This window comes from Streptomyces sp. CNH287 (assembly GCF_000424825.1).
In genome coordinates this window covers 561,449-584,379 of record NZ_AUKQ01000003.1, presented here as the reverse complement: position 1 = coordinate 584,379, position 22,931 = coordinate 561,449, and the positions used below count along the sequence as shown (strand labels likewise).

Annotated in this window: 25 protein-coding genes; 15 read left to right on the top strand and 10 right to left on the bottom strand. The window is 73.3% G+C overall.

Annotation, left to right across the window (positions count from 1 at the left end):
* The first annotated feature begins 5 nt into the window (after positions 1–5).
* Both H299_RS0102500 and H299_RS0102495 read left to right on the top strand, forming a co-directional pair.
* Entirely contained in the window at positions 6–1,091 is a 1,086-nt protein-coding gene (locus H299_RS0102500) for an S-(hydroxymethyl)mycothiol dehydrogenase (protein ID WP_027747122.1), read from the top strand.
* Positions 1,091–1,723, top strand: a complete 633-nt coding sequence (locus H299_RS0102495; protein ID WP_037757274.1) for an MBL fold metallo-hydrolase — start codon at positions 1,091–1,093, stop codon at positions 1,721–1,723. Before H299_RS0102500 ends, H299_RS0102495 begins: the two co-directional genes overlap by 1 nt.
* Before the next feature lie 70 nt (positions 1,724–1,793).
* Here H299_RS0102495 and H299_RS0102490 read toward each other — a convergent pair whose 3' ends face one another.
* Positions 1,794–3,149 (bottom strand): family 4 glycosyl hydrolase, encoded by a 1,356-nt coding sequence (locus H299_RS0102490; protein WP_027747120.1) that lies wholly within the window; start codon positions 3,147–3,149, stop codon positions 1,794–1,796.
* Positions 3,150–3,339: 190 nt separating this feature from the next.
* On the opposite strand from H299_RS0102490, the gene H299_RS31750 reads away from it, so the two are divergent.
* The 8 genes from H299_RS31750 (at position 3,340) to era (ending at position 10,387) form a co-directional block, all read left to right on the top strand.
* On the top strand, positions 3,340–4,401 hold the full coding sequence (locus tag H299_RS31750) for a PfkB family carbohydrate kinase (protein WP_037757524.1): 1,062 nt from the start codon (positions 3,340–3,342) through the stop codon (positions 4,399–4,401).
* Positions 4,402–4,506: 105 nt separating this feature from the next.
* Entirely contained in the window at positions 4,507–5,553 is a 1,047-nt protein-coding gene (locus tag H299_RS0102480; protein WP_027747119.1) for a PhoH family protein, read from the top strand.
* Between the two features lie 12 nt (positions 5,554–5,565).
* On the top strand, positions 5,566–6,066 hold the full coding sequence (gene ybeY, locus H299_RS0102475) for an rRNA maturation RNase YbeY (RefSeq protein WP_027747118.1): 501 nt from the start codon (positions 5,566–5,568) through the stop codon (positions 6,064–6,066).
* Entirely contained in the window at positions 6,063–7,418 is a 1,356-nt protein-coding gene (locus H299_RS0102470; protein WP_027747117.1) for a hemolysin family protein, read from the top strand. Before ybeY ends, H299_RS0102470 begins: the two co-directional genes overlap by 4 nt.
* 94 nt (positions 7,419–7,512) lie before the next feature.
* Positions 7,513–7,875, top strand: a complete 363-nt coding sequence (locus tag H299_RS0102465) for an MmcQ/YjbR family DNA-binding protein (protein WP_027747116.1) — start codon at positions 7,513–7,515, stop codon at positions 7,873–7,875.
* A 180-nt stretch (positions 7,876–8,055) separates the two neighbouring features.
* Positions 8,056–8,940, top strand: a complete 885-nt coding sequence (locus H299_RS0102460) for an MmyB family transcriptional regulator (protein ID WP_027747115.1) — start codon at positions 8,056–8,058, stop codon at positions 8,938–8,940.
* A gap of 46 nt (positions 8,941–8,986) precedes the next feature.
* Positions 8,987–9,349: a hypothetical protein gene (locus H299_RS0102455; protein ID WP_027747114.1), complete on the top strand. Its 363-nt coding sequence runs from the start codon at positions 8,987–8,989 to the stop codon at positions 9,347–9,349.
* Positions 9,350–9,427: 78 nt separating this feature from the next.
* A complete protein-coding gene (gene era, locus H299_RS0102450) occupies positions 9,428–10,387 on the top strand; it encodes a GTPase Era (protein WP_027747113.1) in 960 nt (319 codons plus the stop codon).
* Between the two features lie 44 nt (positions 10,388–10,431).
* Here era and H299_RS0102445 read toward each other — a convergent pair whose 3' ends face one another.
* The 7 genes from H299_RS0102445 to hrcA form a co-directional block, all read right to left on the bottom strand.
* Positions 10,432–11,355 (bottom strand): ribonuclease Z, encoded by a 924-nt coding sequence (locus H299_RS0102445; protein ID WP_027747112.1) that lies wholly within the window; start codon positions 11,353–11,355, stop codon positions 10,432–10,434.
* Between the two features lie 15 nt (positions 11,356–11,370).
* Positions 11,371–11,748 carry a histidine triad nucleotide-binding protein gene (locus H299_RS0102440; protein ID WP_027747111.1) on the bottom strand — a complete coding sequence of 126 codons (378 nt, stop codon included), beginning with the start codon at positions 11,746–11,748 and terminating at the stop codon, positions 11,371–11,373.
* A gap of 163 nt (positions 11,749–11,911) precedes the next feature.
* The gene (locus tag H299_RS0102435; protein WP_027747110.1) at positions 11,912–12,421 is read right to left on the bottom strand and encodes a DinB family protein; all 510 of its coding nucleotides are present in this window, start codon (positions 12,419–12,421) and stop codon (positions 11,912–11,914) included.
* Positions 12,422–12,485: 64 nt separating this feature from the next.
* Positions 12,486–13,235: a 16S rRNA (uracil(1498)-N(3))-methyltransferase gene (locus H299_RS0102430; protein WP_027747109.1), complete on the bottom strand. Its 750-nt coding sequence runs from the start codon at positions 13,233–13,235 to the stop codon at positions 12,486–12,488.
* Positions 13,232–14,317, bottom strand: coding sequence for a nitronate monooxygenase (locus tag H299_RS0102425; RefSeq protein WP_027747108.1), 1,086 nt, complete (start codon positions 14,315–14,317; stop codon positions 13,232–13,234). The genes H299_RS0102430 and H299_RS0102425 overlap by 4 nt, the downstream gene beginning before the upstream one ends.
* Positions 14,318–14,369: 52 nt before the next feature.
* Entirely contained in the window at positions 14,370–15,497 is a 1,128-nt protein-coding gene (gene dnaJ / locus H299_RS0102420) for a molecular chaperone DnaJ (RefSeq protein ID WP_027747107.1), read from the bottom strand.
* Entirely contained in the window at positions 15,498–16,514 is a 1,017-nt protein-coding gene (hrcA, locus tag H299_RS0102415; RefSeq protein ID WP_027747106.1) for a heat-inducible transcriptional repressor HrcA, read from the bottom strand. It lies immediately after the preceding gene.
* A 199-nt stretch (positions 16,515–16,713) separates the two neighbouring features.
* Here hrcA and H299_RS31745 point away from each other — a divergent pair, with 199 nt between their 5' ends.
* From H299_RS31745 to H299_RS0102395, 4 genes are read left to right on the top strand one after another with little or no spacing between them, the layout of a single operon-like run.
* The gene (locus H299_RS31745; RefSeq protein WP_078512391.1) at positions 16,714–17,538 is read left to right on the top strand and encodes an MBL fold metallo-hydrolase; all 825 of its coding nucleotides are present in this window, start codon (positions 16,714–16,716) and stop codon (positions 17,536–17,538) included.
* Positions 17,525–18,358, top strand: a complete 834-nt coding sequence (locus H299_RS0102405; protein WP_027747105.1) for a DUF3097 domain-containing protein — start codon at positions 17,525–17,527, stop codon at positions 18,356–18,358. Before H299_RS31745 ends, H299_RS0102405 begins: the two co-directional genes overlap by 14 nt.
* Positions 18,359–18,413: 55 nt before the next feature.
* Positions 18,414–18,671 carry a type II toxin-antitoxin system prevent-host-death family antitoxin gene (locus tag H299_RS0102400; RefSeq protein WP_027747104.1) on the top strand — a complete coding sequence of 86 codons (258 nt, stop codon included), beginning with the start codon at positions 18,414–18,416 and terminating at the stop codon, positions 18,669–18,671.
* On the top strand, positions 18,668–18,931 hold the full coding sequence (locus tag H299_RS0102395) for a type II toxin-antitoxin system RelE family toxin (RefSeq protein ID WP_027747103.1): 264 nt from the start codon (positions 18,668–18,670) through the stop codon (positions 18,929–18,931). The genes H299_RS0102400 and H299_RS0102395 overlap by 4 nt, the downstream gene beginning before the upstream one ends.
* A 23-nt stretch (positions 18,932–18,954) precedes the next feature.
* Here the strand turns inward: H299_RS0102395 and H299_RS0102390 are convergent, their stop codons facing one another.
* On the bottom strand, positions 18,955–19,506 hold the full coding sequence (locus tag H299_RS0102390; RefSeq protein WP_027747102.1) for a Uma2 family endonuclease: 552 nt from the start codon (positions 19,504–19,506) through the stop codon (positions 18,955–18,957).
* A 114-nt stretch (positions 19,507–19,620) separates the two neighbouring features.
* Between H299_RS0102390 and hemW the strand changes: the two genes are divergently transcribed.
* Positions 19,621–20,853, top strand: a complete 1,233-nt coding sequence (gene hemW, locus H299_RS0102385; RefSeq protein WP_027747101.1) for a radical SAM family heme chaperone HemW — start codon at positions 19,621–19,623, stop codon at positions 20,851–20,853.
* Between the two features lie 90 nt (positions 20,854–20,943).
* On the opposite strand, the gene H299_RS0102380 is transcribed toward hemW, so the two are convergent.
* Positions 20,944–22,833, bottom strand: a complete 1,890-nt coding sequence (locus H299_RS0102380) for an AMP-dependent synthetase/ligase (protein ID WP_027747100.1) — start codon at positions 22,831–22,833, stop codon at positions 20,944–20,946.
* Between the last annotated feature and the right edge of the window lie 98 nt (positions 22,834–22,931).

Sequence of the window (22,931 nt, the reverse complement as noted above, 5' to 3'; positions counted from 1 at the left end):
GCCGCATGGCCCAGGAGGTACGCGGCGTCATCGCGCCGGGCAAGGACGAGCCGGTCCGTACGGAGACCATCGTGGTGCCCGATCCGGGACCGGGCGAGGCCGTGGTGGAGGTGCGCGCCTGCGGCGTGTGCCACACCGACCTGCACTACCGGCAGGGCGGCATCAACGACGAGTTCCCCTTCCTGCTGGGGCACGAGGCCGCCGGGGTGGTGGAGTCGGTCGGTGAGGGCGTGACCGAGGTGGCGCCCGGCGACTTCGTCATCCTCAACTGGCGCGCGGTCTGCGGCCAGTGCCGCGCCTGCCGGCGTGGCCGCCCCTGGTACTGCTTCGACACGCACAACGCCCGGCAGCAGATGACGCTGACCGACGGCACCCCCCTCTCCCCCGCGCTGGGCATCGGCGCCTTCGCGGAGAAGACCCTGGTCGCCGCAGGGCAGTGCACCAAGGTCGACCGCGAGGTCTCCCCGGCGGTGGCCGGGCTGCTCGGCTGCGGGGTGATGGCGGGCATCGGCGCCGCGATCAACACCGGCGGCGTGGGGCGCGGCGACTCCGTCGCGGTCATCGGCTGCGGCGGCGTGGGCGCCGCCGCCGTCGCCGGGGCCCGGCTGGCGGGAGCGGCCCGGATCATCGCGGTCGACATCGACGCCCGCAAGCTGGAGACGGCGCTGCGGATCGGCGCCACGCACACCGTCGACTCCCGTGAGCGCGACCCGGTGGAGGCCGTCCGCGAGCTGACCGGCGGCTTCGGCGCGGACGTCGTCATCGAGGCGGTGGGCCGCCCCGAGACGTACGAGCAGGCGTTCTACGCCCGTGATCTGGCGGGCACCGTCGTGCTGGTCGGCGTGCCGACGCCGGAGATGAAGCTGGAGCTGCCGCTGCTGGACGTCTTCGGGCGCGGCGGCGCGCTCAAGTCCTCCTGGTACGGCGACTGCCTGCCCTCCCGCGACTTCCCGATGCTCATCGATCTCCACCAGCAGGGGCGGCTCGACCTGGGGGCGTTCGTCACCGAGACGATCGGGATCGACGACGTGGAGAAGGCGTTCGAGCGGATGCACGCGGGCGACGTACTGCGCTCGGTGGTGGTGCTGTGATGGCGGGCGCGCGCATCGACCACGTGGTCACCTCGGGCACCTTCTCGCTGGACGGCGGTACCTGGGAGGTGGACAACAACGTCTGGATCGTCGGGGACGACAGCGAGGCCGTCGTCATCGACGCGGCGCACGACGCCGACGCCATCGCCGAGGCGCTCGGCGAGCGCACCCTGCGCGCGATCATCTGCACCCACGCACACGACGACCACGTCAACGCCGCCCCCGAGCTGTCCCGGCGCACCGGGGCGCCCGTGCTCCTGCACCCGGAGGACCAGGCCCTGTGGAAGCTGGCGCACCCGGACCTCGCACCCGACGGCGAACTGGCGGACGGACGGGTGCTCACCGTCGCCGGCACGGACCTGACGGTGCTGCACACCCCGGGGCACGCGCCCGGCGCGGTCTGCCTGCACGCGCCGGAGCTGGGCACGGTCTTCACCGGTGACACGCTCTTCCAGGGCGGGCCGGGGGCGACCGGGCGCTCGTACTCCGACTTCCCGACGATCATCGAGTCGATCCGCGACCGGCTGCTGATCCTGCCCGACGACACGGTGGTGCGGCCTGGCCACGGCGGCTCCACGACGATCGGGGAGGAGGCCTCGCAGCTGCCCCGGTGGCTGGAGCGCGGCCACTGACCGGCTGCTGACCGGCCACTGGCCGGAGGCGGCGGAGCCGCTGAGGCACCGCCTACTCCGGCCCCTCCGCCTACTCCGGCCCCGCCGCGCGCTCCAGGATGCGGGCGGCGACCGCCGGTGAGTCCACCAGCGGATGCAGCCCCAGCGCGCGCAGGGCCGCCCGCCGGGAGCCGCTGAGCGCCGCTTCCACGGTGGCCCCCTCCACCGCCTTGAGCTGGAGCATCAGGCCGAGTTCGGCCTCCCCCAGCGGTGTGCCCGCGGGGCGCGGACGGGCGCCGTCCGCGCCCACGTCGCACACGGTCTCGATGACGGCGTCGTCGGGGAGCGCGGGCACGGTGCCGACGTTGCGCACGTTGAGGATCAGCTCGGCGCGGTCGTCGCCCGCGATGGCGTGCATGAGGCGCAGCGCGATCTGGTCGTAGCCGCCCCCGTCCAGATCGCAGGTGTCCCGCTGCCCGCCGCCGCCGGCCGCGCGGCTGTCCGCTCCGTAGGTCTCCTCGCGCTCCAGCCGGGTGCCCTCCCACAGCTCGGCCGCCCGCTCGGGCGCGGCACCCGTCGCCGCCGCGAAGAACGCGCCCTGCTGGCGGTCCAGGAACGCGCCCCGCGTCTGGTCGGCGCTCCGTACGGCCGCCAGCGTCTCGCGGCGGAAGTAGTAGTAGTGCAGGTATTCGTTGGGCAGCGCGCCCAGGGCCCGCAGCCACTCCGCGCCGAAGAGCCTGCCCTCCTCGAAGGAGCCGAGCGCGGCGTCGTCCGCGAGCAGCGCGGGCAGCAGTTCGCGGCCCTGGTGGCGCAGCGAGCGCAGCCAGCCGAGGTGGTTGAGGCCCACGTAGTCGTAGCGCACCGCCGCCGGGTCGGCGACGCCCGCCGCGCGGGCGGCGCGGCGCACCAGCCCGACCGGCGAGTCGCAGATGCCCACGACCCGGTCCCCGAGCACCCGGCTCATCGCCTCGGTGACGATCCCGGCGGGGTTGGTGAAGTTGATGACCCACGCCTCGGGCGCCACCGCCCGCACCCGCTCGGCGATCCGGACCGCCACCGGCACGGTGCGCAGCGCGTAGAGGATGCCGCCCGCGCCCACCGTCTCCTGCCCGAGCACGCCCTCCGCCAGCGGGACGCGTTCGTCCCGCACCCGCCCGGCGGTGCCGCCGACCCGGATCGCGGAGAAGACGAAGTCGGCGCCGCGCAGCGCCTCGTCCAGATCGCCCGCCACCCGGACCTCGGGCGCCGCCGGGGCGCCGGGCACGGCGCGGGCCTGGGCGGTGAGCACCGAGGCGATGACCCGCGCCCGCGCGGCGTCCGTGTCGTACAGCACCAGCTCCGTACGGTCTCCGGGGCGCCCCCCGGCGCCGGACCGGGCCGCTGTCAGCAGCGCACGGTAGACCAGGGGTACGCGGAATCCGCCTCCGCCGAGAATCGTCAGCCGCATGGGCGGAAGTTACCCCACACGGAGGGCAGACTGGGCACAGAGCACGACAGGAGAGAGCACGGTGAGCACGGGCGACACACACCACACGCACCACACGCGCGCGCACGGCCTGCACGGTGAGCCCGGGGCGCGCGCGGGCGGCTCCGGTGGCGGCTCAGGCCCCGCCGGCTGCCTCGACCCGCTCGCCGGGCTGCGTACCCCGCAGGACCCGGCCTGCGACGTGTACCTGACCGGCACGGTCTTCCTCGACATCGTCTTCACCGGAATCGCCGCGGCACCCGTACGCGGCACCGAGTCCTGGGCGCGCGGCATGGGTTCCAGCCCCGGCGGCGTCGCCAACATGGCCACCGCGCTCGCCCGGCTGGGGTTGCGCACCTCGCTCGCCGCGGCCTTCGGCGACGACATGTACGGCGACTACTGCCGGGAGGCGCTGGAGCACGGCGAGGGCATCGACCTGTCGATGTCGCACACGGTGCCCGGCTGGCACTCCCCCGTGACGGTCTCCATGGCCTACGAGGGCGAGCGCACCATGATCTCGCACGGTCACGAGGCGCCGCCCAAGGACGAGGTGCTGGAGGGCGGCCGCGAGTGCCCTCCGCCCGCCCGTGCCTGCGTCGCCTCGCTGGTGCCCGGCGAGCAGCAGGAGTGGGTCGCGACCGCCGCCAAGCGCGGCAGCCGGATCTTCGCCGACGTCGGCTGGGACGACACCGGCCGCTGGGACCTGCGGGCCCTGACCGACCTGGCGCAGTGCGAGGCGTTCCTGCCGAACGCCGTCGAGGCGATGCGCTACACCGGCACGGACAGCCCCCGGCAGGCCGCGCACCGGCTCGCCGACCAGGTGCCGCTGGCGGTGGTCACGATGGGCGCGGAGGGCGCGTACGCGGTCGACGGCGGCACCGGCGAGACCGCGCAGGTGCCCGCCATCGCGGTGGAGGCGCTGGACACCACGGGGGCCGGGGACGTCTTCGTGGCGGGCTTCGTGACGGGCACGCTCGCGGGCTGGCCGCTCGCGGACCGCCTCGCGTGCGCCGGGCTGACGGCGGCGCTCTCGGTGCAGGAGTTCGGCGGATCGCTCTCCGCACCGGGCTGGGCCGAGGTGGCCGCCTGGTACCAGCACGTGAAGTCGTACGACGACCAGGACCCGGCGGCGCTGCGGCGCTACCGCTTCCTGGACGCGCTGCTGCCGGGCTCCGCACGTGCCTGGCCGCTGCGCCGCGCGGTCCCGACCGTCGGCTTCCGCCCGCAGCTTTGAGGCCGGGCGGCAAAACCACTCGGGCATGTCGGCGGCGCGTCGTACTCTGGACAGCGCAGGGTCCCAGCAGCGAGGAGAGGGATGATCAGGCCCCAGAGGCCGCTCATGACTCAGACAACCACCACCCAAGACACCGCCCGCTTCGCCGTCCCGTCGAAGCACCCGATGGTGACCGTGCTGGGGTCCGGCGACTCCTTGCTGCGTGTCATCGAGACCGCGTTCCCCGGCACGGACATCCACGTCCGGGGGAACGAGATCACGGCGACCGGCGAGCCGGCGGAAGTCGCTCTCGTGCAGCGGCTCTTCGACGAGATGATGCTGGTGCTGCGCACCGGCCAGCCGATGACCGAGGACGCGGTGGAGCGCACGATCTCCATGCTCCGCAAGTCGGACGCCGGCGAGGGCGGGGGCCACGCCGCCCCCGCCGAGGTGCTCACGCAGAACATCCTCTCCAGCCGCGGCCGTACGATCCGCCCCAAGTCGCTCAACCAGAAGCGGTACGTGGACGCGATCGACCAGCACACCGTCGTCTTCGGCATCGGCCCCGCCGGCACCGGGAAGACGTACCTGGCGATGGCCAAGGCGGTACAGGCGCTCCAGTCCAAGCAGGTCAACCGGATCATCCTGACCCGGCCCGCGGTCGAGGCGGGCGAGCGGCTGGGCTTCCTGCCGGGCACGCTCTACGAGAAGATCGACCCGTATCTGCGCCCGCTCTACGACGCGCTGCACGACATGCTCGACCCCGACTCGATCCCCCGCCTGATGGCGGCGGGCACGATCGAGGTCGCCCCGCTGGCCTACATGCGTGGACGCACTCTCAACGACGCGTTCATCATCCTGGACGAGGCGCAGAACACCAGCCCGGAGCAGATGAAGATGTTCCTGACCAGGCTCGGCTTCGAATCCAAAATCGTGATCACCGGTGACGTCACGCAGGTCGACCTGCCGGGCGGCACCCGGAGCGGGCTGCGGCAGGTGCAGGAGATCCTGGAGGGCGTGGAGGACGTGCATTTCTCGCGGCTCACCAGCACCGACGTCGTCCGGCACAAGCTCGTGGGCCGTATCGTCGATGCCTACGAGCGCCACGACGACCGCACCGCCGCCGAATCCGCCGCGCGCGGTGGACACGCGCCGAACAACGGAAAACGCTGAGACCACACCCTCATGTCGATCGAAGTCAACAACGAGTCCGGCCGGGCGGTCGATGAGCAGTCGCTGCTCGACATCGCCCGTTACGCCCTGACCCGGATGCGCATCCATCCCCTCTCCGAACTCTCGGTGATCGCCGTGGACGCGGACGCGATGGAGCAGCTGCATCTCCAGTGGATGGATCTGCCGGGTCCCACCGATGTGATGTCCTTCCCGATGGACGAGCTGCGCCCGCCCGCGCGGGACGAGGAGGAGCCGCCGCAGGGCCTCCTCGGTGACATCGTGCTGTGCCCGGAGGTGGCCGAGAAACAGGGCGCCGAAGCGCCGACGAAGCACTCCGTGGACGAGGAGCTGCGCCTGCTGACCGTCCACGGCGTGCTGCACCTGCTGGGGTACGACCACGAGGAGCCGGGCGAGCGGGCCGAGATGTTCGGCCTCCAGGCGGCGATCGTGGACGGCTGGCGCGCCGAGCAGGGCCTTGAGGGGCCCTCTCCTGCCCCCACCACGACCTCGTGACCGCCAGGCTGATCGGCGCCGCGGTCGCCCTGGTCGTCGTCGCCTGGCTGGCTGCCTGCGCCGAGGCCGGACTGGCCCGTACGACGAGCTACCGCGCGGAGGAGGCCGTCCGCTCCGGGCGGCGCGGCGCGGGCAAGCTGGCGGCCGTCGCGGCCGACCCCACGCGCTATCTGAACCTGGCGCTCCTGCTGCGGGTGGCCAGCGAGATGGCCGCCGGGGTACTGGTCACTTACGCCTGCCTGCGGTACTTCGAGCAGACCTGGGAGGCGCTCACCGTCGCGATCGGGGTGATGGTGCTCGTGTCGTACGTCGCGGTGGGTGTCTCGCCGCGCACCATCGGGCGCCAGCACCCGCTGAACACGGCGACGGCCGCCAGCTACGTGCTGGTGCCGCTGGCCAGCGTGCTGGGTCCGGTGCCGCAGCTGCTGATCCTCCTGGGCAACGCGCTGACGCCGGGCAAGGGCTTCCGCAAGGGCCCGTTCGCCAGTGAGGCGGAGCTGCGGGCGCTGGTGGACGTGGCGGAGCGGGAGTCGCTGATCGAGGCGGAGGAGCGGAAGATGGTCCACTCCGTCTTCCAGCTCGGTGACACGCTGGTGCGCGAGGTGATGGTGCCGCGCACCGATCTGATCACCATCGAGCGGCACAAGACTCTCCGCCAGGCCCTCACGCTCGCGCTGCGCTCCGGCTTCTCCCGTATCCCGGTGGTGGGCGAGAGCGAGGACGACGTGGTGGGCGTCGTCTACCTCAAGGACCTGGCCCGCAAGGTGCACATCAACCGGGAGGCGGAGACAGAGGTCGTCTCCACCGCGATGCGCCCGGCGGCCTTCGTCCCGGACACCAAGAACGCGGGCGACCTGCTGCGCGAGATGCAGCAGGACCGCATCCACGTGGCCGTGGTGATCGACGAGTACGGCGGCACGGCGGGTGTGGTGACCATCGAGGACATCCTGGAGGAGATCGTCGGCGAGATCACCGACGAGTACGACCGGGAGCTGCCGCCGGTGGAGGACCTGGGCGAGGGCCGCTACCGGGTGACCGCACGGCTGGACCTCGGTGACCTGGGTGAGCTGTACGACTTGGCGGGGCTGGACGACGAGGACGTGGAGACGGTCGGCGGCCTGCTGGCCAAGTCGCTGGGCCGGGTGCCGATCGCGGGCGCGGCCACCACGGTGGATGTCACCGAGGACCGCTCCGACCCGGAGCTGACCGGGCTGCGGCTGACGGCCGAGTCCCCGGCGGGCCGCCGCAACCGCATCGTCACGGTCCTGGTGGAGCCGGTACGGGCCGCCTCGGCGGCGGGCGGCGACGGTACGGCGGCCAGGTCGGCCCGTACGGCCTCGGCCGAGGACTGAACCGGCCGAGGACTGAACCGGCCGCGGGGGGGGTCCGGCAGCGGAGGCCGGCGGCGGAGCGCGCACTGTCAGTGCCCGTCGGCATACTGGCCGCATGACTCCGGATGAGCTGAGATCCCTCTGCCTGGGGCTGAACGGCGCGGTCGAGGACTTCCCCTTCCCGGGGAGCCCCGGGCTCTCCACGTTCAAGGTGGCCGGGAAGGTCTTCGCGTTCAGCGCGCTGGACGGCGAGCCGCTCCAGGTGAGCCTGAAGTGCGAGCCCGCGCTGGCCGTGCAGTTGCGGGAGGCGCACCCGGCCATCGCGCCGGGGTACCACCTGAACAAGCGGCACTGGAACACGGTCACCCTGGACGGCTCGCTCGACGCCGGGATGGTGCACGACCTGGTCGAGGACTCCTGGGACCTGGTGGTCGCCGGGCTCCCGCGGGCGACGAGGCTCGCGCTGGACGCGGGGTGAGCGCGGCCTGAGCCGGCGCGGCCCGCCCGCAGCCGCGTCCGGCCCGCGTCCCTCTGCGCGTCACGCGCGGGCGGGGAACAGAGCGTGGGGAGTCGGTGCTTAACCTGCTGGCCCGGCCACCGGTCCGGGGCACCGGTCGAGGGTGTCCGGCAGGGGCGGGGACGAGCCAGGGGGAGAAGCATGGTGCACAAGGCCGCGACGCCGGCGGGCAGGTCGCGCCGCCAGCAGGAGCTGCGGGACTTCCTGATGACCCGCCGGGCCCGGGTCACCCCGGCCGAGGTGGGGCTGCCGGACGGCGGCGCCCGCCGCCGTACGCCCGGACTGCGCCGGGAGGAGGTCGCGGTGCTCGCCGGGGTCGGGGCGTCCTGGTACCAGTGGCTGGAGCAGGGCCGGGACATCACCGTCTCGCCGCAGGTGCTCGACGCGGTGGCCCGGGTGCTGCGGCTGGGCGACGCGGAGCGGCGCCACCTGTACATCCTGGCCGGGCTGAATCCGCCGCTCGCCCAGTCCGAGGTGGACCGCGCATATCTGTGCGACGGGCTCAAGCGGCTGATCGACGCGTGGCTGCCGTACCCGGCGCACCTGCTCGATCCGTACTGGAACGCGGTCGCGCTCAACGACGCGGCCAGGCTGGTGTTCGGGCTGCACGAGGGGGACAACTGCCTCACCAGCTTCTTCACCGACGACGCCTACCGAGGGCGGCTGACCTCCTGGCAGGCCGTCGCGCCCGCCGTGGTGGCGCAGTTCCGGCAGTCGCAGGCCGAGCATCCGGAGGACGAGGGCTTCCAGCTGCTGTTCGATCAGCTCAGCGCACAGAGCGAGGAGTTCGTCGAGCTGTGGGCGCGCGGTGACGTGCAGGTGGGCGGCCAGCTGCAGAAGGAGATCGAGCACGGTGCGGTCGGCACGCTGTACTTCGAGAGCAGCCATCTGCGGGTCCCGGCCCGGCCTGACCTGACGATCGTGCTGCACAACCCGGTGGCGGGCACCGGGACGGTGGAGAAGCTGGAGCAGCTGGTGAACGCCCCGGAGGCGCGCCGCGCGCATCTGCGCCCGCTGGCGGGCTGAGCCGCCGGCGGGGACGTCCGTGCGCGGTGCGCGGCGGGCGCCGCATATGCTCGCACGCATGAGTGACGAGGCACTGGACCCGGAAGACCGCAAGCTCCTCACCCTCGCGCGCAGCGCCCGCGCCCGCAACGGCGTGCCCGAGGGCGCGGCCGTACGGGACGGGATGGGGCGCACCTACGTGGCCGGTTCCGTCGACCTGCCGTCGCTGCGGCTCAGCGCGCTGCGCACGGCCGTGGCGATGGCGGTGGCCTCCGGCGCCGCCACGCTGGAGGCGGCGGCGGTGGTCACGGCGGCGGCGGAGGTGCCCGCCGAGGACCTGGCGGCGGTGGGGGATCTGGGCGGCGCGGGTACGCCCGTGCTGCTGGCCGGACCCGACGGCGTCCCGCACTCGACGGCCGCGGCGGGCTGACCCCGGCCGCCGTGCGGCCGCCCGGCCGCGTACGGCCCGGACGCCACCCGGTCGGAGGGCGCCGCGCGATCAGGGACAATGGTCGGCATGAGCGCACCTTCACCCTCCCCCGGCACCCCCGAGGCGCCGCACCGCTCGGGCTTCGCGTGCTTCGTCGGCCGCCCCAACGCGGGCAAGTCGACCCTGACCAACGCGCTGGTGGGCACGAAGGTCGCCATCACCTCCACGCGCCCGCAGACCACCCGGCACACGGTGCGCGGCATCGTGCACCGCCCCGACGCGCAGCTCGTCCTGGTCGATACGCCCGGGCTGCACAAGCCCCGTACGCTGCTGGGCGAGCGGCTGAACGACGTGGTGCGCACCACCTGGGCTGAGGTCGACGTCATCGGCTTCTGCCTGCCCGCCGACCAGAAGCTCGGCCCTGGCGACCGCTTCATCGCGAAGGAGCTGGCCGAGGCGCGCAAGACGCCCAAGGTCGCGGTGGTGACCAAGACGGACCTGGTCGACTCCGAGACCCTCGCCCAGCAGCTCATCGCGATCGACCGGCTGGGCGTCGAACTGGGCCTGGAGTGGGCCGAGATCGTCCCCGTCTCGGCGGTCGCGGGCGATCAGGTCTCGCTCCTGGCCGACCTGCTGGTCCCGCTGCTGCCCGAGGGCCCGGCCCTCTATCCGGACGGCGACCTGACCGACGAGCCGGAGCAGGTCATGGTGGCCGAGCTGATCCGGGAGGCGGCGCTGGAGGGCGTACGGGACGAGCTGCCGCACTCCATCGCCGTGGTGGTGGAAGAGATGATCCCCCGCGCGGACCGCCCGGCCGACCGGCCGCTGCTGGACATCCACGCCAACATCTACATCGAGCGCCCCAGCCAGAAGGGCATCGTGATCGGTCCCAAGGGCAAGCGGCTCAAGGACGTGGGGACGACCTCCCGTACGCACATCGAGGCGCTGCTGGGCACGCCGGTCTACCTCGACCTGCACGTCAAGGTCGCCAAGGACTGGCAGCGCGACCCGAAGCAGCTGCGCAAGCTCGGCTTCTGAGGGCTGCGGGCTGCGGGCTGCGGGCTGAAGATTACGGCTGAGGGCTACGGGCTGTCCGAGCCGGTGCGGCGGCGGGGCACCGGGATGCGGGCCAGGTCCTGCGCGACGGTCAGTTCCCCCTCGTAGCCCGCCGCGCGGGCCTGCGCGGCGAAGACCGCCGGGTCGCCGTAGCGCTGGCTGAAGTGGGTGAGCACCAGGTGCCGTACGCCCGCTCCGGCGGCGACGCCGGCCGCCTGGCCCGCGGTGAGGTGGCCGTGCTGCTCGGCGAGCGGGGCGTCCTCGTCCAGGAAGGTCGACTCGATGACCAGCATGTCGCAGCCCTCGGCCAGTTCGTGCACCCCGTCGCAGAGCCGGGTGTCCATGACGAACGCGAACCGCTGCCCCGGCCGCGGCGCGCTGACCTCCTCCAGGGTCACCCCGCGCAGGCTGCCCTCGCGCTGGAGCCGCCCGATGTCCGGGCCGCGGATGCCGCGCTCGGCGAGGAGCCGGGGAAGTATCCGGCGCCCGTCGGGCTCGGTGAGCCGGTAGCCGTACGACTCGACGGGGTGGGAGAGCCGGCGCGCGTCCAGGGTGAAGGCGGGGCCCTCGCAGAGGACGCCGGGCTCGCGCACCGGCTGCTCGCGGAGACTGACCGTCTCCCGGTAGGCCGTCGCGTACCGCAGCCGGTCGAAGAAGTGCTGGCCGCTGGCCGGGAAGTGCGCGGTGACCGGGTGCGGCACGCGGTCCAGGTTGATGCGCTGGATCACCCCGGCCAGACCGAGCGAGTGGTCGCCGTGGAAGTGGGTGACGCAGATCCGGGTGAGGTCGTGCGCGGCGACCCCGGCTCGCACCATCTGGCGCTGGGTGCCCTCGCCCGGATCGAAGAGGATGCCCTCGCTGTCCCAGCGCAGCAGATAGCCGTTGTGGTTCCGGTGCCGGGTGGGCACCTGGCTGGCGGTGCCGAGCACGACCAGTTCGCGTACGGACAACAGACCCGCCCCGGCTCAGCCGGGAGGCCAGTTGAGGCCGCGGCCTCCCAGCACATGGGCGTGGGTGTGGAAGACGGTCTGGCCCGCCCCGGCACCGGTGTTGAACACGACGCGGAAGCCGGTGCCCGGCCCGCCCTCGGTCACCGCGACCTTCTCCTGCTCGGCCACCTCCGCCGTCTCCCGCAGCAGGTCGGCAGCCAGCTGGGGGTCTGCGGCGGCGAGCGATCCGGCGTCGGGGTAGTGCGCCTTGGGGATGACGAGCACGTGGGTGGGTGCCTGCGGGTTGATGTCCCGGAAGGCGAGCGTCGTGTCGGTGTCCCGGACGACGGTCGCCGGGACCTCGCCCGCGACGATCTTGCAGAACAGGCAGTCGGCCTGCGGTTCTCCCGCCACGGCGGTGCCTCCCGATAGGGGTCGTGATGCGGTACGTAGCGGATGCTACCGGCTGCCGCCCCGGCCGTCCGCCGGACGGGGGACCGCGCGGTGGGGCGTGCCGCTGCGGACCAGGGGCTGCCGTGGCTGACGCCGTGCGCCCGCCGTGGAGTGCGGGGCAGCCTCAGGCGCCCACGGTCCCGTCGACGCCCTCGCGCAGGAAGTCCGCGTGCCCGTTGTGGCGGGCGTACTCCAGGAGCACGTGCACCATCGCCGTCCGCAGCGACACCTCCTCGCCCCAGCGGGGCTGAAGCCCGGTCAGCTCCAGGCTCTCCGCCTCCCCTTCGACGCGGCGCGAGTGGGCGACCTCTTCCTCCCAGGCCGCGAACGCCTCGGCCCTGCTCGACGCGCCCGCGTCGTACGCCGCCTGGAAGTCGGTCACCTCGGACCAGACCAGGGGCACGTCGTGGTCCTCGAACACCCGGCGGAACCACGCGCGCTCCACCTCCGCCAGATGCCGCACCAGGCCGAGCAGCGAGAGCGCCGACGGGGGCATCGACGGCCGGCGCAGCTCCTCGTCGGTGAGCCCCTCGCACTTCATGGCGAGGGTCGCGCGGTGGTAGTCGAGGTAGGCCCGCAGCGTGTCGCGTTCGCTTCCCCGCCGGGGCGGTGCTGTGCGGTCGTCGCCGGTCACTGGTCGTGCTCCTCTTGCGTCCGGGAATCGTTCGTGCACAGCTCGCGCCCTCGGCCCCGGCCCGTCAGTCCCAGCGGCCGACCCGGCCCAGGAGCAGGGCGGAGGCCGCCGTACCCGCCGTGGAGGTGCGCAGGACGCTCGGCCCCAGCCGGTACGGCGCCGCGCCCGCCTCCGCGAATGCCGCCAGCTCCTGGGGGCCGACCCCGCCTTCCGGCCCGACGACCAGCACCAGGTCCCCGCGCTCCGGCAGTTCCGCTCCCGCCAGCGCCGCAGCACCCTCCTCGTGCAGTACGGCCGCGAAGTCGGCGCCCGACAGCAGCGGCCCGAGCGAGGCCGTGGTGGCCAGGTCCGCGACGACGGGGAACCGCAGCCGCCGCGACTGCTTGCCCGCCTCCCGCGCCGTGGCCCGCCACTTGGCGAGTGACTTCGCCCCGCGCTCGCCCCGCCACTGGGTGACGCAGCGCGCGGCGGCCCAGGGCACGATCACGTCCACCCCGGTCTCGGTCATGGTCTCCACCGCCAGCTCCCCGCGGTCTCCCTTGGGCAGGGCCTGGACGACGGTCAGCCGGGGCCGCGGCTCCGGCTCCGTACGCACCTCGGTGACGGCGACGGTGAGCCGGTCCTTGCCCTCCGCCGAGGCGACCGCGCCGTACGCCCCGTTGCCCTCCCCGTCGGTGACCACGACCTGCTCGCCCGCCCGCAGCCGCCGTACGGAGACCGCGTGCCGCCCCTCCGGCCCCTCCAGCAGCAGGCGGCCGGTGGCGCGCGCGGCCTCGAGGGCGGACCGGTCGGCGAGGAAGAGCGGGGCGGTCACGCGGCCCCCCGGCCGGCCAGTTCCTCGCGGGCCAGGGCGAGTTCGGCGGTCAGCAGCTCGGTCAGCCGCGCGGCGGGCAGCTCGCGCGCCAGCCGGTGGCCCTGGCCTGCCCACAGCGCCATGCCCTGCGGGTCGCCGGCCTTGGCCGCCGCCTTGCGCAGCGGCGCGGTCAGATGGTGCACCCCCGGATAGGCGGCGGGCGCGTAGGGGCCGTGCTCCCGCAGGAAGCGGTTGACCAGCCCGCGCGCCGGACGCCCGGAGAAGGCCCGGGTCAGCTCGGTGCGGGCGAAGAGGGTGCTGGTCAGCGCCCGCTTGTGCAGCGGGTGCGCGCCCGACTCCGGGCAGGCCAGATAGGCCGTGCCCAGCTGGGCCGCGCTCGCCCCGGCGGCCAGCACGGCCGCGATCTGGCCGCCGCGCATCAGCCCGCCCGCGGCGATGAGCGGCAGCGGGACGGCCTCCTTGACCTGGGTCAGCAGCGACAGCAGCCCCAGGCCGGAGCCGGTGCCGTCGGCCTGCGGATCGTCCTGATGGGTGCCCTGGTGGCCGCCCGCCTCGATGCCCTGGACGCACAGGGCGTCCGCGCCCGCCCAGTGGGCGGTCTCCGCCTCGGCCACCGAGGTCACCGTCACCACGGTGGCCGTGCCCGCCTTCGCCAGCCGCTCGAACACCCGGCGCTGCGGGCAGCCGAAGGTGAAGGAGACGACCGGGACCGGATCCTCCGCCAGGATCGCCAGCTTGCCCTCGAACGCGTCGTCGGCGCCCTGCTCCGGGTCGCCGAGCGCGGTCTCGTACCAGCCGGCCTCGCCGGTCAGCTGCTCGCGGTAGACCGCGACGGCCGCCGGGTCGGCGTGATCGGGCTGGGGCACGAACAAGTTCACGCCGAACGGCCGCCCCGTCAGCCGCCGCACCGCCTTGGCCTCCTCGTACATGGCCTCCGGGGTCTTGTACCCCGCGGCGAGGAAGCCGAGCCCGCCCGCGCCGCTCACGGCCGCTGCCAGCTCCGGGCAGGACGCGCCGCCTGCCATCGGGGCCTGCACCACGGGATGCTCGAAGAGCTCGGAGAGTGACGGCACGGAGGACATGGCCTCATCCTGCCACGCACGGCGGGTGACTGATCAGCGACCCCGGTGGGGGTCACCGCCCGTTGAAGGCGTCCTTCAACCGGGAGAACAGCCCCTGCTGGCCGGGCTGGAAGTGGCCCTGGGGCCGCTCCTCGCCGCGCAACTGCGCCAGCCTGCGCAGCAGTTCCTCCTGCTCCGGGTCCATCTTGGTCGGCGTCAGCACCTCGACGTGGACGATCAGCTGGCCACGGCCGCCGCCGCGCAGGTGCGTGATGCCGCGCTCGTGCAGCGGGATCGACTGGCCGGACTGCGTGCCGGGCCGGACGTCGATCTCCTCGAGGCCGTCCAGCGTCTCCAGCGGCACCTTGGTGCCGAGGGAGGCCGCCGTCATCGGGATGGTCACCGTGCAGTGCAGGTCGTCGCCGCGCCGCTGGAAGACCGGGTGCGCCGCCTCGTGGATCTCCACGTACAGATCGCCCGCCGGGCCGCCGCCGGGGCCGACCTCGCCCTCACCGGCGAGCTGGATGCGGGTGCCGTTGTCGACACCGGCCGGGATCTTGACCGTGAGGTTGCGGCGGGAGCGGACCCGGCCGTCCCCCGCGCACTCCGGGCACGGCGTGGGCACGACCGTGCCGAAGCCCTGGCACTGCGGGCACGGGCGCGAGGTCATGACCTGGCCCAGGAAGGACCGGGTGACCTGGGAGACCTCGCCGCGCCCGCGGCACATGTCGCACGTCTGCGCCGAGGTGCCCGGTGCGGCGCCCTCGCCGCTGCAACTGCCGCAGACGGTGGCGGTGTCGACCTGGATGTCCTTGGTGGTGCCGAAGGCGGCCTCGTCCAGCTCGATGTCGAGGCGGATCATGGCGTCCTGGCCCCGGCGGGTGCGCGAGCGCGGACCGCGCTGCGATGCCGTACCGAAGAACGCGTCCATGATGTCCGAGAAGTTCCCGAAGCCCGCGCCGAAGCCGCCTGCCCCGGCACCGGCCGCCGACGGGTCACCGCCGAGGTCGTAGACCTGCTTCTTCTGGGGATCGGACAGCACCTCGTAGGCGGTGTTGATCTCCTTGAAGCGGTCCTGCGTCTTCGGGTCCGGGTTGACGTCCGGGTGCAGCTCGCGAGCCAGCCGCCGGAACGCCTTCTTGATCTCGTCCTGCGAGGCGTCGCGCTGCACGCCGAGGACCGCGTAGTAGTCCGTCGCCACTTACGACTCCGCGAGAATCTGTCCGACGTAACGTGCCACTGCGCGTACCGCTCCCATCGTTCCGGGGTAGTCCATCCGGGTCGGTCCCACCACGCCGAGTTTGGCGACCGCCTCTTCGCCTGAACCGTAGCCGACCGAAACGACCGACGTGGAACTCAGGCCCTCATGAGCGTTCTCATGACCGATTCGCACCGTCATGCCGGAGTCGAAGGACTCCCCGAGCAGCTTCAGCAGGACGACCTGCTCCTCCAGCGCCTCCAGGACGGGGCGGATGGTGAGCGGGAAGTCGTGGCCGAAGCGGGTGAGATTGGCGGTGCCGCCGATCATCAGCCGCTCCTCGGTCTCCTCCACCAGGGTCTCCAGCAGCGTGGCGAGCACCGAGGAGATGGTGCCCCGGTCCTCCACGTCGAAGGACTCGGGGAGGTCCTGCACCAGCGGCGGCACCTCGGCGAAGCGCTGGCCCGCGACCCGGCTGTTCAGCCGGGCGCGCAGATCGGCGACGGTGGTCTCGCCGACCGGTGCCGGGCAGTCGACCAGGCGCTGCTCGACGCGGCCGGTGTCGGTGATCAGCACCAGCATCAGCCGGGCGGGCGCGAGCAGCAGCAGCTCGACGTGGCGCACGGTCGAACGGGTCAGCGAGGGGTACTGCACGACGGCGACCTGCCGGGTCAGCTGCGCCAGCAGCCGCACCGTACGCCCCACCACGTCGTCCAGGTCGACGGCGCCGTCCAGGAAGTTCTGGATGGCGCGGCGCTCCGGGTGGGACAGCGGCTTGACGCCCGCCAGCTTGTCCACGAAGAGGCGGTATCCCTTGTCCGTGGGGATGCGGCCCGCGCTCGTGTGCGGCTGGGCGATGAAGCCGTCATCCTCCAGCGCTGCCATGTCGTTGCGGACGGTGGCCGGGGAGACCTGGAGGTTGTGCCGCTGGGTCAGCGCCTTGGAGCCCACCGGCTCCTCGGTGCCCACGTAGTCCTGGACGATCGCGCGCAACACCTCGAGTCTGCGTTCGCTGAGCACCGCGCACCTCCCGTCCCGCCGTGGTTCCGGATCTTCCGCCCTGGCACTCCTGAGCCGCGAGTGCCAGCGACCCCTGGGCCAGTGTACGGCCGAGCGGCGCCGGCAGGGCAGGGGTGGCCCGTCCTCGCCGGTACCGACCGTATCGCGCGCTCGTCGGGCCGGGTGGGCGCGCGGGAGGTGCTCCCGATAGCGTCCCCGCATGGCAGGCGAATGGGAAGACGTCGCACGGCGGGAGGCGCGTGCGGCACACAGCGCGCAGGACCCGTGGGGATGGACGCAGATCGCCCCCGGCGTGGCCCGCCGCCGGCTCCCCGGGTGGGACGCGACGGCCGGCGCGGTCGCCGGACCCGAGGGCGTGCTCGTCATCGACACGGGCGCGACGCTGCGCCAGGGCGGCGAGATCCGCCAAGCGGTGCGCGAGCGCTTCGGGCGACGGGTGACCGAGGTCGCACTGACCCACTCCCATTTCGACCACGTCCTGGGCACGGCCGCCTTCGCCGGGGTACGCGTGTACGGCGCGGCGGGGCTGGACGCCCTGCTGCGGGCCGGCTCCCCGGGCCGGGAGGCGATCCGGCGGGACGCCGTCCGGCAGGGGGTGAGCCCGCGCGAGGCCGCGGAGGCGGCCGACGTGCTGGTGGCGCCGGGGCACCTGGTCTCCGGGGAGCTGACCCTCTCGCTGGGCGGCACGCGGCGGGTGGTGCTCGCCGCCCTCGGCCCGGCGCACTCGCCGCACGACCTGGTCGCGCTCGTCCCCGGCACCGCGCCGGGCGACCCGGACGTCGTCTTCTGCGGCGACCTGGTGGAGGAGTCCGGCGAACCGCAGGCGGGCCCGGACGCGCACCCCGCGCGCTGGCCCGGGGCGCTGGACCGGCTGCTGGCGCTGGGCGGCGAGGACGCGCGGTACGTACCCGGCCACGGGGAGGTGGTGGACGCGGCGTTCGTACGCGCCCAGCGGGACCAGCTGGCACGGCGCTTCGCACAGGTACCGTCCGGCGGGAAGAATGGCGCGCATGCGCACCCGTGACTACGACCCGGACTTCACCCCGCCCTGGAAGCGGCAGACGGCCGCCCCCGAGGTCCCCGCGGACCCCGGGCTCGTGGTCGAGGAGGTCACGACGGGCTTCTGCGGTGCCGTCATCCGCTGCGAGAAGACCGCGCAGGGGCCCACCGTCACGCTGGAGGACCGCTTCGGCAAGCACCGCGTCTTCCCCCTGGAGGCGCGCGGCTTCCTGCTGGAGGGCCGGACGGTGACGCTCGTACGGCCGCGCCCGGCGGACGCCCGCGGCACCTCGGCCGCCCGGCGTACGGCCTCCGGGTCGGTGGCGGTGCCGGGCGCCCGCGCGCGGGTGGCGCGGGCGGGGCGCATCTACGTCGAGGGGCGGCACGACGCGGAGCTGGTGGAGAAGGTGTGGGGCGACGACCTGCGGATCGAGGGCGTGGTCGTCGAGTACCTGGAGGGCATCGACGACCTGCCCGCGCTCGTACGCGAATTCGGCCCGGCGCCGGACGCCCGGCTCGGGGTGCTGGTGGACCACCTGGTGCCGGGCTCCAAGGAGTCCCGCCTCGCGGCCCGGGTCACGGGTGAGGACGTGCTCGTGGTCGGCCATCCCTACATCGACGTCTGGGAGGCGGTGAAGCCCGCCTCGCTGGGGATCGCGGCCTGGCCCCGGGTGCCGCACGGGCAGGACTGGAAGACGGGCGTGTGCACGGCGCTGGGCTGGCCGCCGAACACGGGCGCGGCCTGGCAGCGCATCCTGGGCGCCGTCCGCTCCTACCGCGACCTGGAGCCGCAGCTGCTGGGGCGGGTGGAGGAGCTGATCGACTTCGTGACCGCGCCGAGGTGACGGGCGCACCTTGAGGCAGATTGTGTACACACGCTGCACACGCTACACTTGGCCTATGAGTGAAATGCTGAGCGAACCGGTACGGGAGGCCCGCGCGCACTTCGGCGATCTGATCGACCGCGCGCTGCGCGACGAACCCACCGTGATCACCCGGAACGGCAAAGAGGTCGCCGCCGTGGTGTCCATGGACACCCTCCGTAAGTTCCGCCTGCTGGAAGACGAGGCGGACCGGCGCGCGATTCGCGACACGCTGAACGAAGAGACCTACGGCCTCGATGAGGTCATGCGCGAAACCCTGGACCGCGCTGAGTGAAGTACAGCGTTCGCTTCACGGAAACGGCCAGGGCCCAACTGCGCGCCATCGACCAGCCCCAAGCTCTGCGCATCCTGCGCAAGGTCACGGAACTGCTGGAAGATCCGTACGGAAACCACACCACCGCTCTCGTCGGCTCGGACGACAGCGAACGGCGGCTGCGCGTCGGCGACTACCGGGTCGTCTACACCGTGCTTCACGACGTACTGTGCGTCCGCGTGGTGCGCATCGGGCACCGCAGCGGGGTCTACAAGAAGTAGCTCCCCGCACGGTGCTGGCGCGATCAGCCGAGCGTCCGGAACTCGGCGGTGTCCAGCACCGCCCCGAGCGCGTCCAGCGGAACAGGATCACCGAACTTCGACGTGCGCTCCACCGCGTAGTCCGCCCCTTCCCCCGCGCCCCCCGGCTCGGTGAGCAGCACGCAGCGCCCGGCCAGCGGATCGGCGATCAGGTAGGCGGGCACCCGCCCGGCCGCGTAGATCGACCGCTTGACCCGGTAGTCGCGGTCCACGCTGGACTTCGAGACGACTTCGAGGAGCAGCGTGACCGCGGGGGCGGGCACGAGACGGCCCGGCCCCTCGAACGCCCCTCGCTCGTACACCACCAGATCGGGCTGCGGCTCGCTCGCCTCACCCGGAACGGCGATGTCCTGGGTTTGGAGCCGATCCCAGCGCGCACGAGGGATCTGGTCGGCGACGGACTGGACGATCATGTTGTGGACCCAGTCGGGCCCGGCCATCATCACGATTTCCCCCCGCAACAGCTCGGCTTTGTACCCCTCGGGCACTTCGAGTTGCTCGAAGAGCTGTATGACCCGGTCGTCCACGGCGGTCATCGCCTGACCTCCCATCCAGCAGCGTGCACTCAGCGTAACCTCCCGGCCTCGGCGTCCGCACCCCCCGGCGGTCGGCGGCACACCTTCGGGTGACGATGGCGGACAATGGAGCCCATGCCCTCCGCACTTCCCGACGGCGAGCCCGTGCCCGAGGACGGCTCGCTGCCCGCGCCCGCCCTTGCCGGGGCCGCGTCCCGCCCGCTCGGCTTCTACCTGCACGTCCCCTACTGCGCCACCCGCTGCGGCTACTGCGACTTCAACACCTACACCGCGAGCGAGCTGCGCGGCAGTGGCGGCGCCCGCACCTCGCAGGACACCTACGCGGACACGCTCGCCGACGAGGTGCGGCTCGCCCGCAAGGTGCTCGGCGACGATCCGCGGCAGGTGGAGACCGTGTTCGTGGGCGGCGGCACCCCGACCCTGCTCCCGGCGGCGGACCTGGGCCGGATGCTGGGCGTGATCCGGGACGAGTTCGGGCTGGCGCCCGGCGCCGAGATCACCACCGAGGCCAACCCGGAGTCCGTCGGCCCCGCCTACCTCGAGGAACTGCGCGCCACCGGCTTCAACCGGATCTCCTTCGGCATGCAGAGCGCCCGGCAGCACGTGCTGCGGGTGCTGGACCGCAGGCACACCCCCGGCCGCCCCGAGGCGTGCGTCGCCGAGGCGCGCGCCGCGGGCTTCGAGCAGGTCAACCTCGACCTGATCTACGGCACCCCCGGCGAGTCCGACGACGACTGGCGGGCCACCCTGGAGGCCGCACTCGGCGCGGGCCCCGACCACATCTCCGCGTACGCGCTGATCGTGGAGGAGGGCACCGGCCTGGCCCGGCGCATCCGGCGCGGCGAGGTCCCGATGACGGACGACGACGTGCACGCGGACCGCTACCTCCTCGCCGAGGAGGCGCTGAGCGCCGCCGGACTGCACTGGTACGAGGTCTCCAACTGGGCCGCGAGCCCCGCCGCCCGCTGCCGCCACAACGAGCTGTACTGGACGGGCGCCGACTGGTGGGGCGCCGGTCCGGGCGCGCACAGCCACGTCGGCGGGGTGCGCTGGTGGAACGTGAAGCACCCGGCCGCCTACGCCGCCGCGCTCGCCGAGGGCCGCTCACCGGGCGCCGGGCGCGAGCTGCTCCCGGCCGAGGACCGGCGGGTGGAGCGCGTCCTGCTGGAACTGCGCCTCGCCGACGGTTGCCCGCTCGACCTGCTCGCCCCCGCCGGGGCGCGCGCGGCCCGGCAGGCGCTGACGGACGGGCTGCTGCGCTCGGAGGCGTACGAGCGGGGCCGCGCCGCGCTCACCCTCCGGGGCAGGCTCCTGGCGGACGCGGTGGTGCGCGACCTGGTGGACTGACCGGCGGACGACGCGGGACGGACGGCGCAGGGCGGGCACGCGGCAGGTGCGCCGCCGCGGGGCGCCCCGCGGCGGCGGACGGACGCCGGGCTACACGCGCGAGCCCTCGTACATCTCCTCGATCAGGTGCCCGAACTCGCGCTCCACCACCGGCCGCTTGACCTTGAGGCTCGGGGTCAGCTCGCCGTGCTCCACGTCCAGATCCCGCGGCAGGATGCGGAACTTCTTGATCGTCTGCCAGCGCTGGAGACCCTCGTTGAGCTGCTCGACATAGCCGTCGACCAGCTGCCGCACCTCCTCGGAGGCGACGACCTCCGCGTACGGCCGCCCCTTGAGCGCCTCCTGCTCCCCGGCCCACTCCGTGAGCGCGACCTCGTCCAGCGCGATGAGCGCCGTGCAGAAGTTCCGGTCCGCGCCGTGCACCAGGATGTTCGAGACGTACGGGCACACGGCCTTGAACTGGCCCTCGACCTCGGCCGGGGCGATGTACTTGCCGCTGGAGGTCTTGATGAGGTCCTTCTTGCGGTCGGTGATGCGCAGATAGCCGTCCGGGGACAGCTCACCGATGTCGCCGGTGTGGAACCAGCCGTCGTCCTCCAGGACCTCGGCGGTCTTCTCCGGCAGCCCGTGGTAGCCCTGCATGATGCCGGGGCCGCGCAGCAGGATCTCGCCGTCGTCGGCGATGCGCACCTCGGTGCCCGGCAGCGGCTTGCCGACGGTGCCGGTGCGGTACGCCTCGCCCGGGTTGACGAAGCTCGCGGCGCTGGACTCGGTGAGGCCGTAGCCCTCCAGGATGTGGATGCCCGCGCCGGAGAAGAAGTAGCCGATGTCCGGTGCCAGCGCCGCGGAGCCCGAGATGCAGGCGCGCAGCCGCCCGCCGAACGCCTCGCGGAGCTTGGCGTAGACGAGCCGGTCGGCCACCGCGTGCTTCGCCTTGAGGCCGGCGGGCGCGCCGGCCGTGCCGGTGCGGCGGAAGTTGTCCTGGGTGACCCGGCCGTACTCGCGCGCGACGCCCGCCGCCCACTGGAAGATCTTGTACTTGGCCGCGCCGCCGGCCTTCGCCTTGGCCGCCACGCCGTTGTAGACCTTCTCGAAGATGCGGGGCACGGCGGCCATGTACGTCGGCTGGACCGCCGGGAGGTTCTCGATGATCTTGTCGATCCGCCCGTCCACGGCGGTGACGTGGCCCACCTCGATCTGTCCGGCGGTCAGCACCTTGCCGAAGACGTGCGCGAGCGGCAGCCACAGGTACTGCACGTCCTCGGTCTGGATCAGACCCGTCTGCGCGATCGCCTTCGCCATGTAGGACCAGCAGTCGTGCGGCAGCCGTACGCCCTTGGGCCTGCCGGTGGTGCCGGAGGTGTAGATCAGTGTCGCCAGCTGGTCGGCGCGCAGCGCGGCGACCGTGTCCGTGACGCACCGCGGGTGCTCCTCCAGGTAGGCGGCACCCCGGCGCATCAGCTCGGTGAGCGAGAGCACCCAGCCGTCCGGATCCTCCGGGGCGGCGACGGCGTCCGCCTCCTCGATGACCACCACGTGCCGCAGGTCCGGCAGCTCGCTCCGGCACTCGCGGGCCTTCGCCAGCTGGGCCGCGTCCTCGGCGATCAGCACCCGGCTCGCGGAGTCGGCGAGGATGTAGGCCGTCTCGGCGGCGTTGGTGCTCGGGTAGACCGTCGTCGTGGCGGCCCCGGAGCACAGCACGCCGAAGTCGCACAGAATCCAGTCGACCCGGGTACTGGAGGCGACGGCCACCCGCTCCTCGGGCCGTACGCCCAGCGCCGTCAGCCCGGCGGCGATCTCGAACACCCGCGTGGCCGCCTCGCCCCAGGTGTACGAGCGCCACTCGTCGGGGCCCTCGCCCAAGGACGCGGGCACCGGGTAGCGGTACGCCTCGGCGTCCGGCGTGGCGGTCACCCGCTCCAGGAACAGAGTCGCCACGGAAGGCGGCCGGTCTTCGATCAGGGACTGTGTGTCGCTCACGACATCCTCCGGGCCCGCGTCATGCGCTTGATTGTGACTCACCAGTAACTACTGAGCACGCTCAGACTAAGCGCAGCGGTGCCCGTACGTAAGGGGTC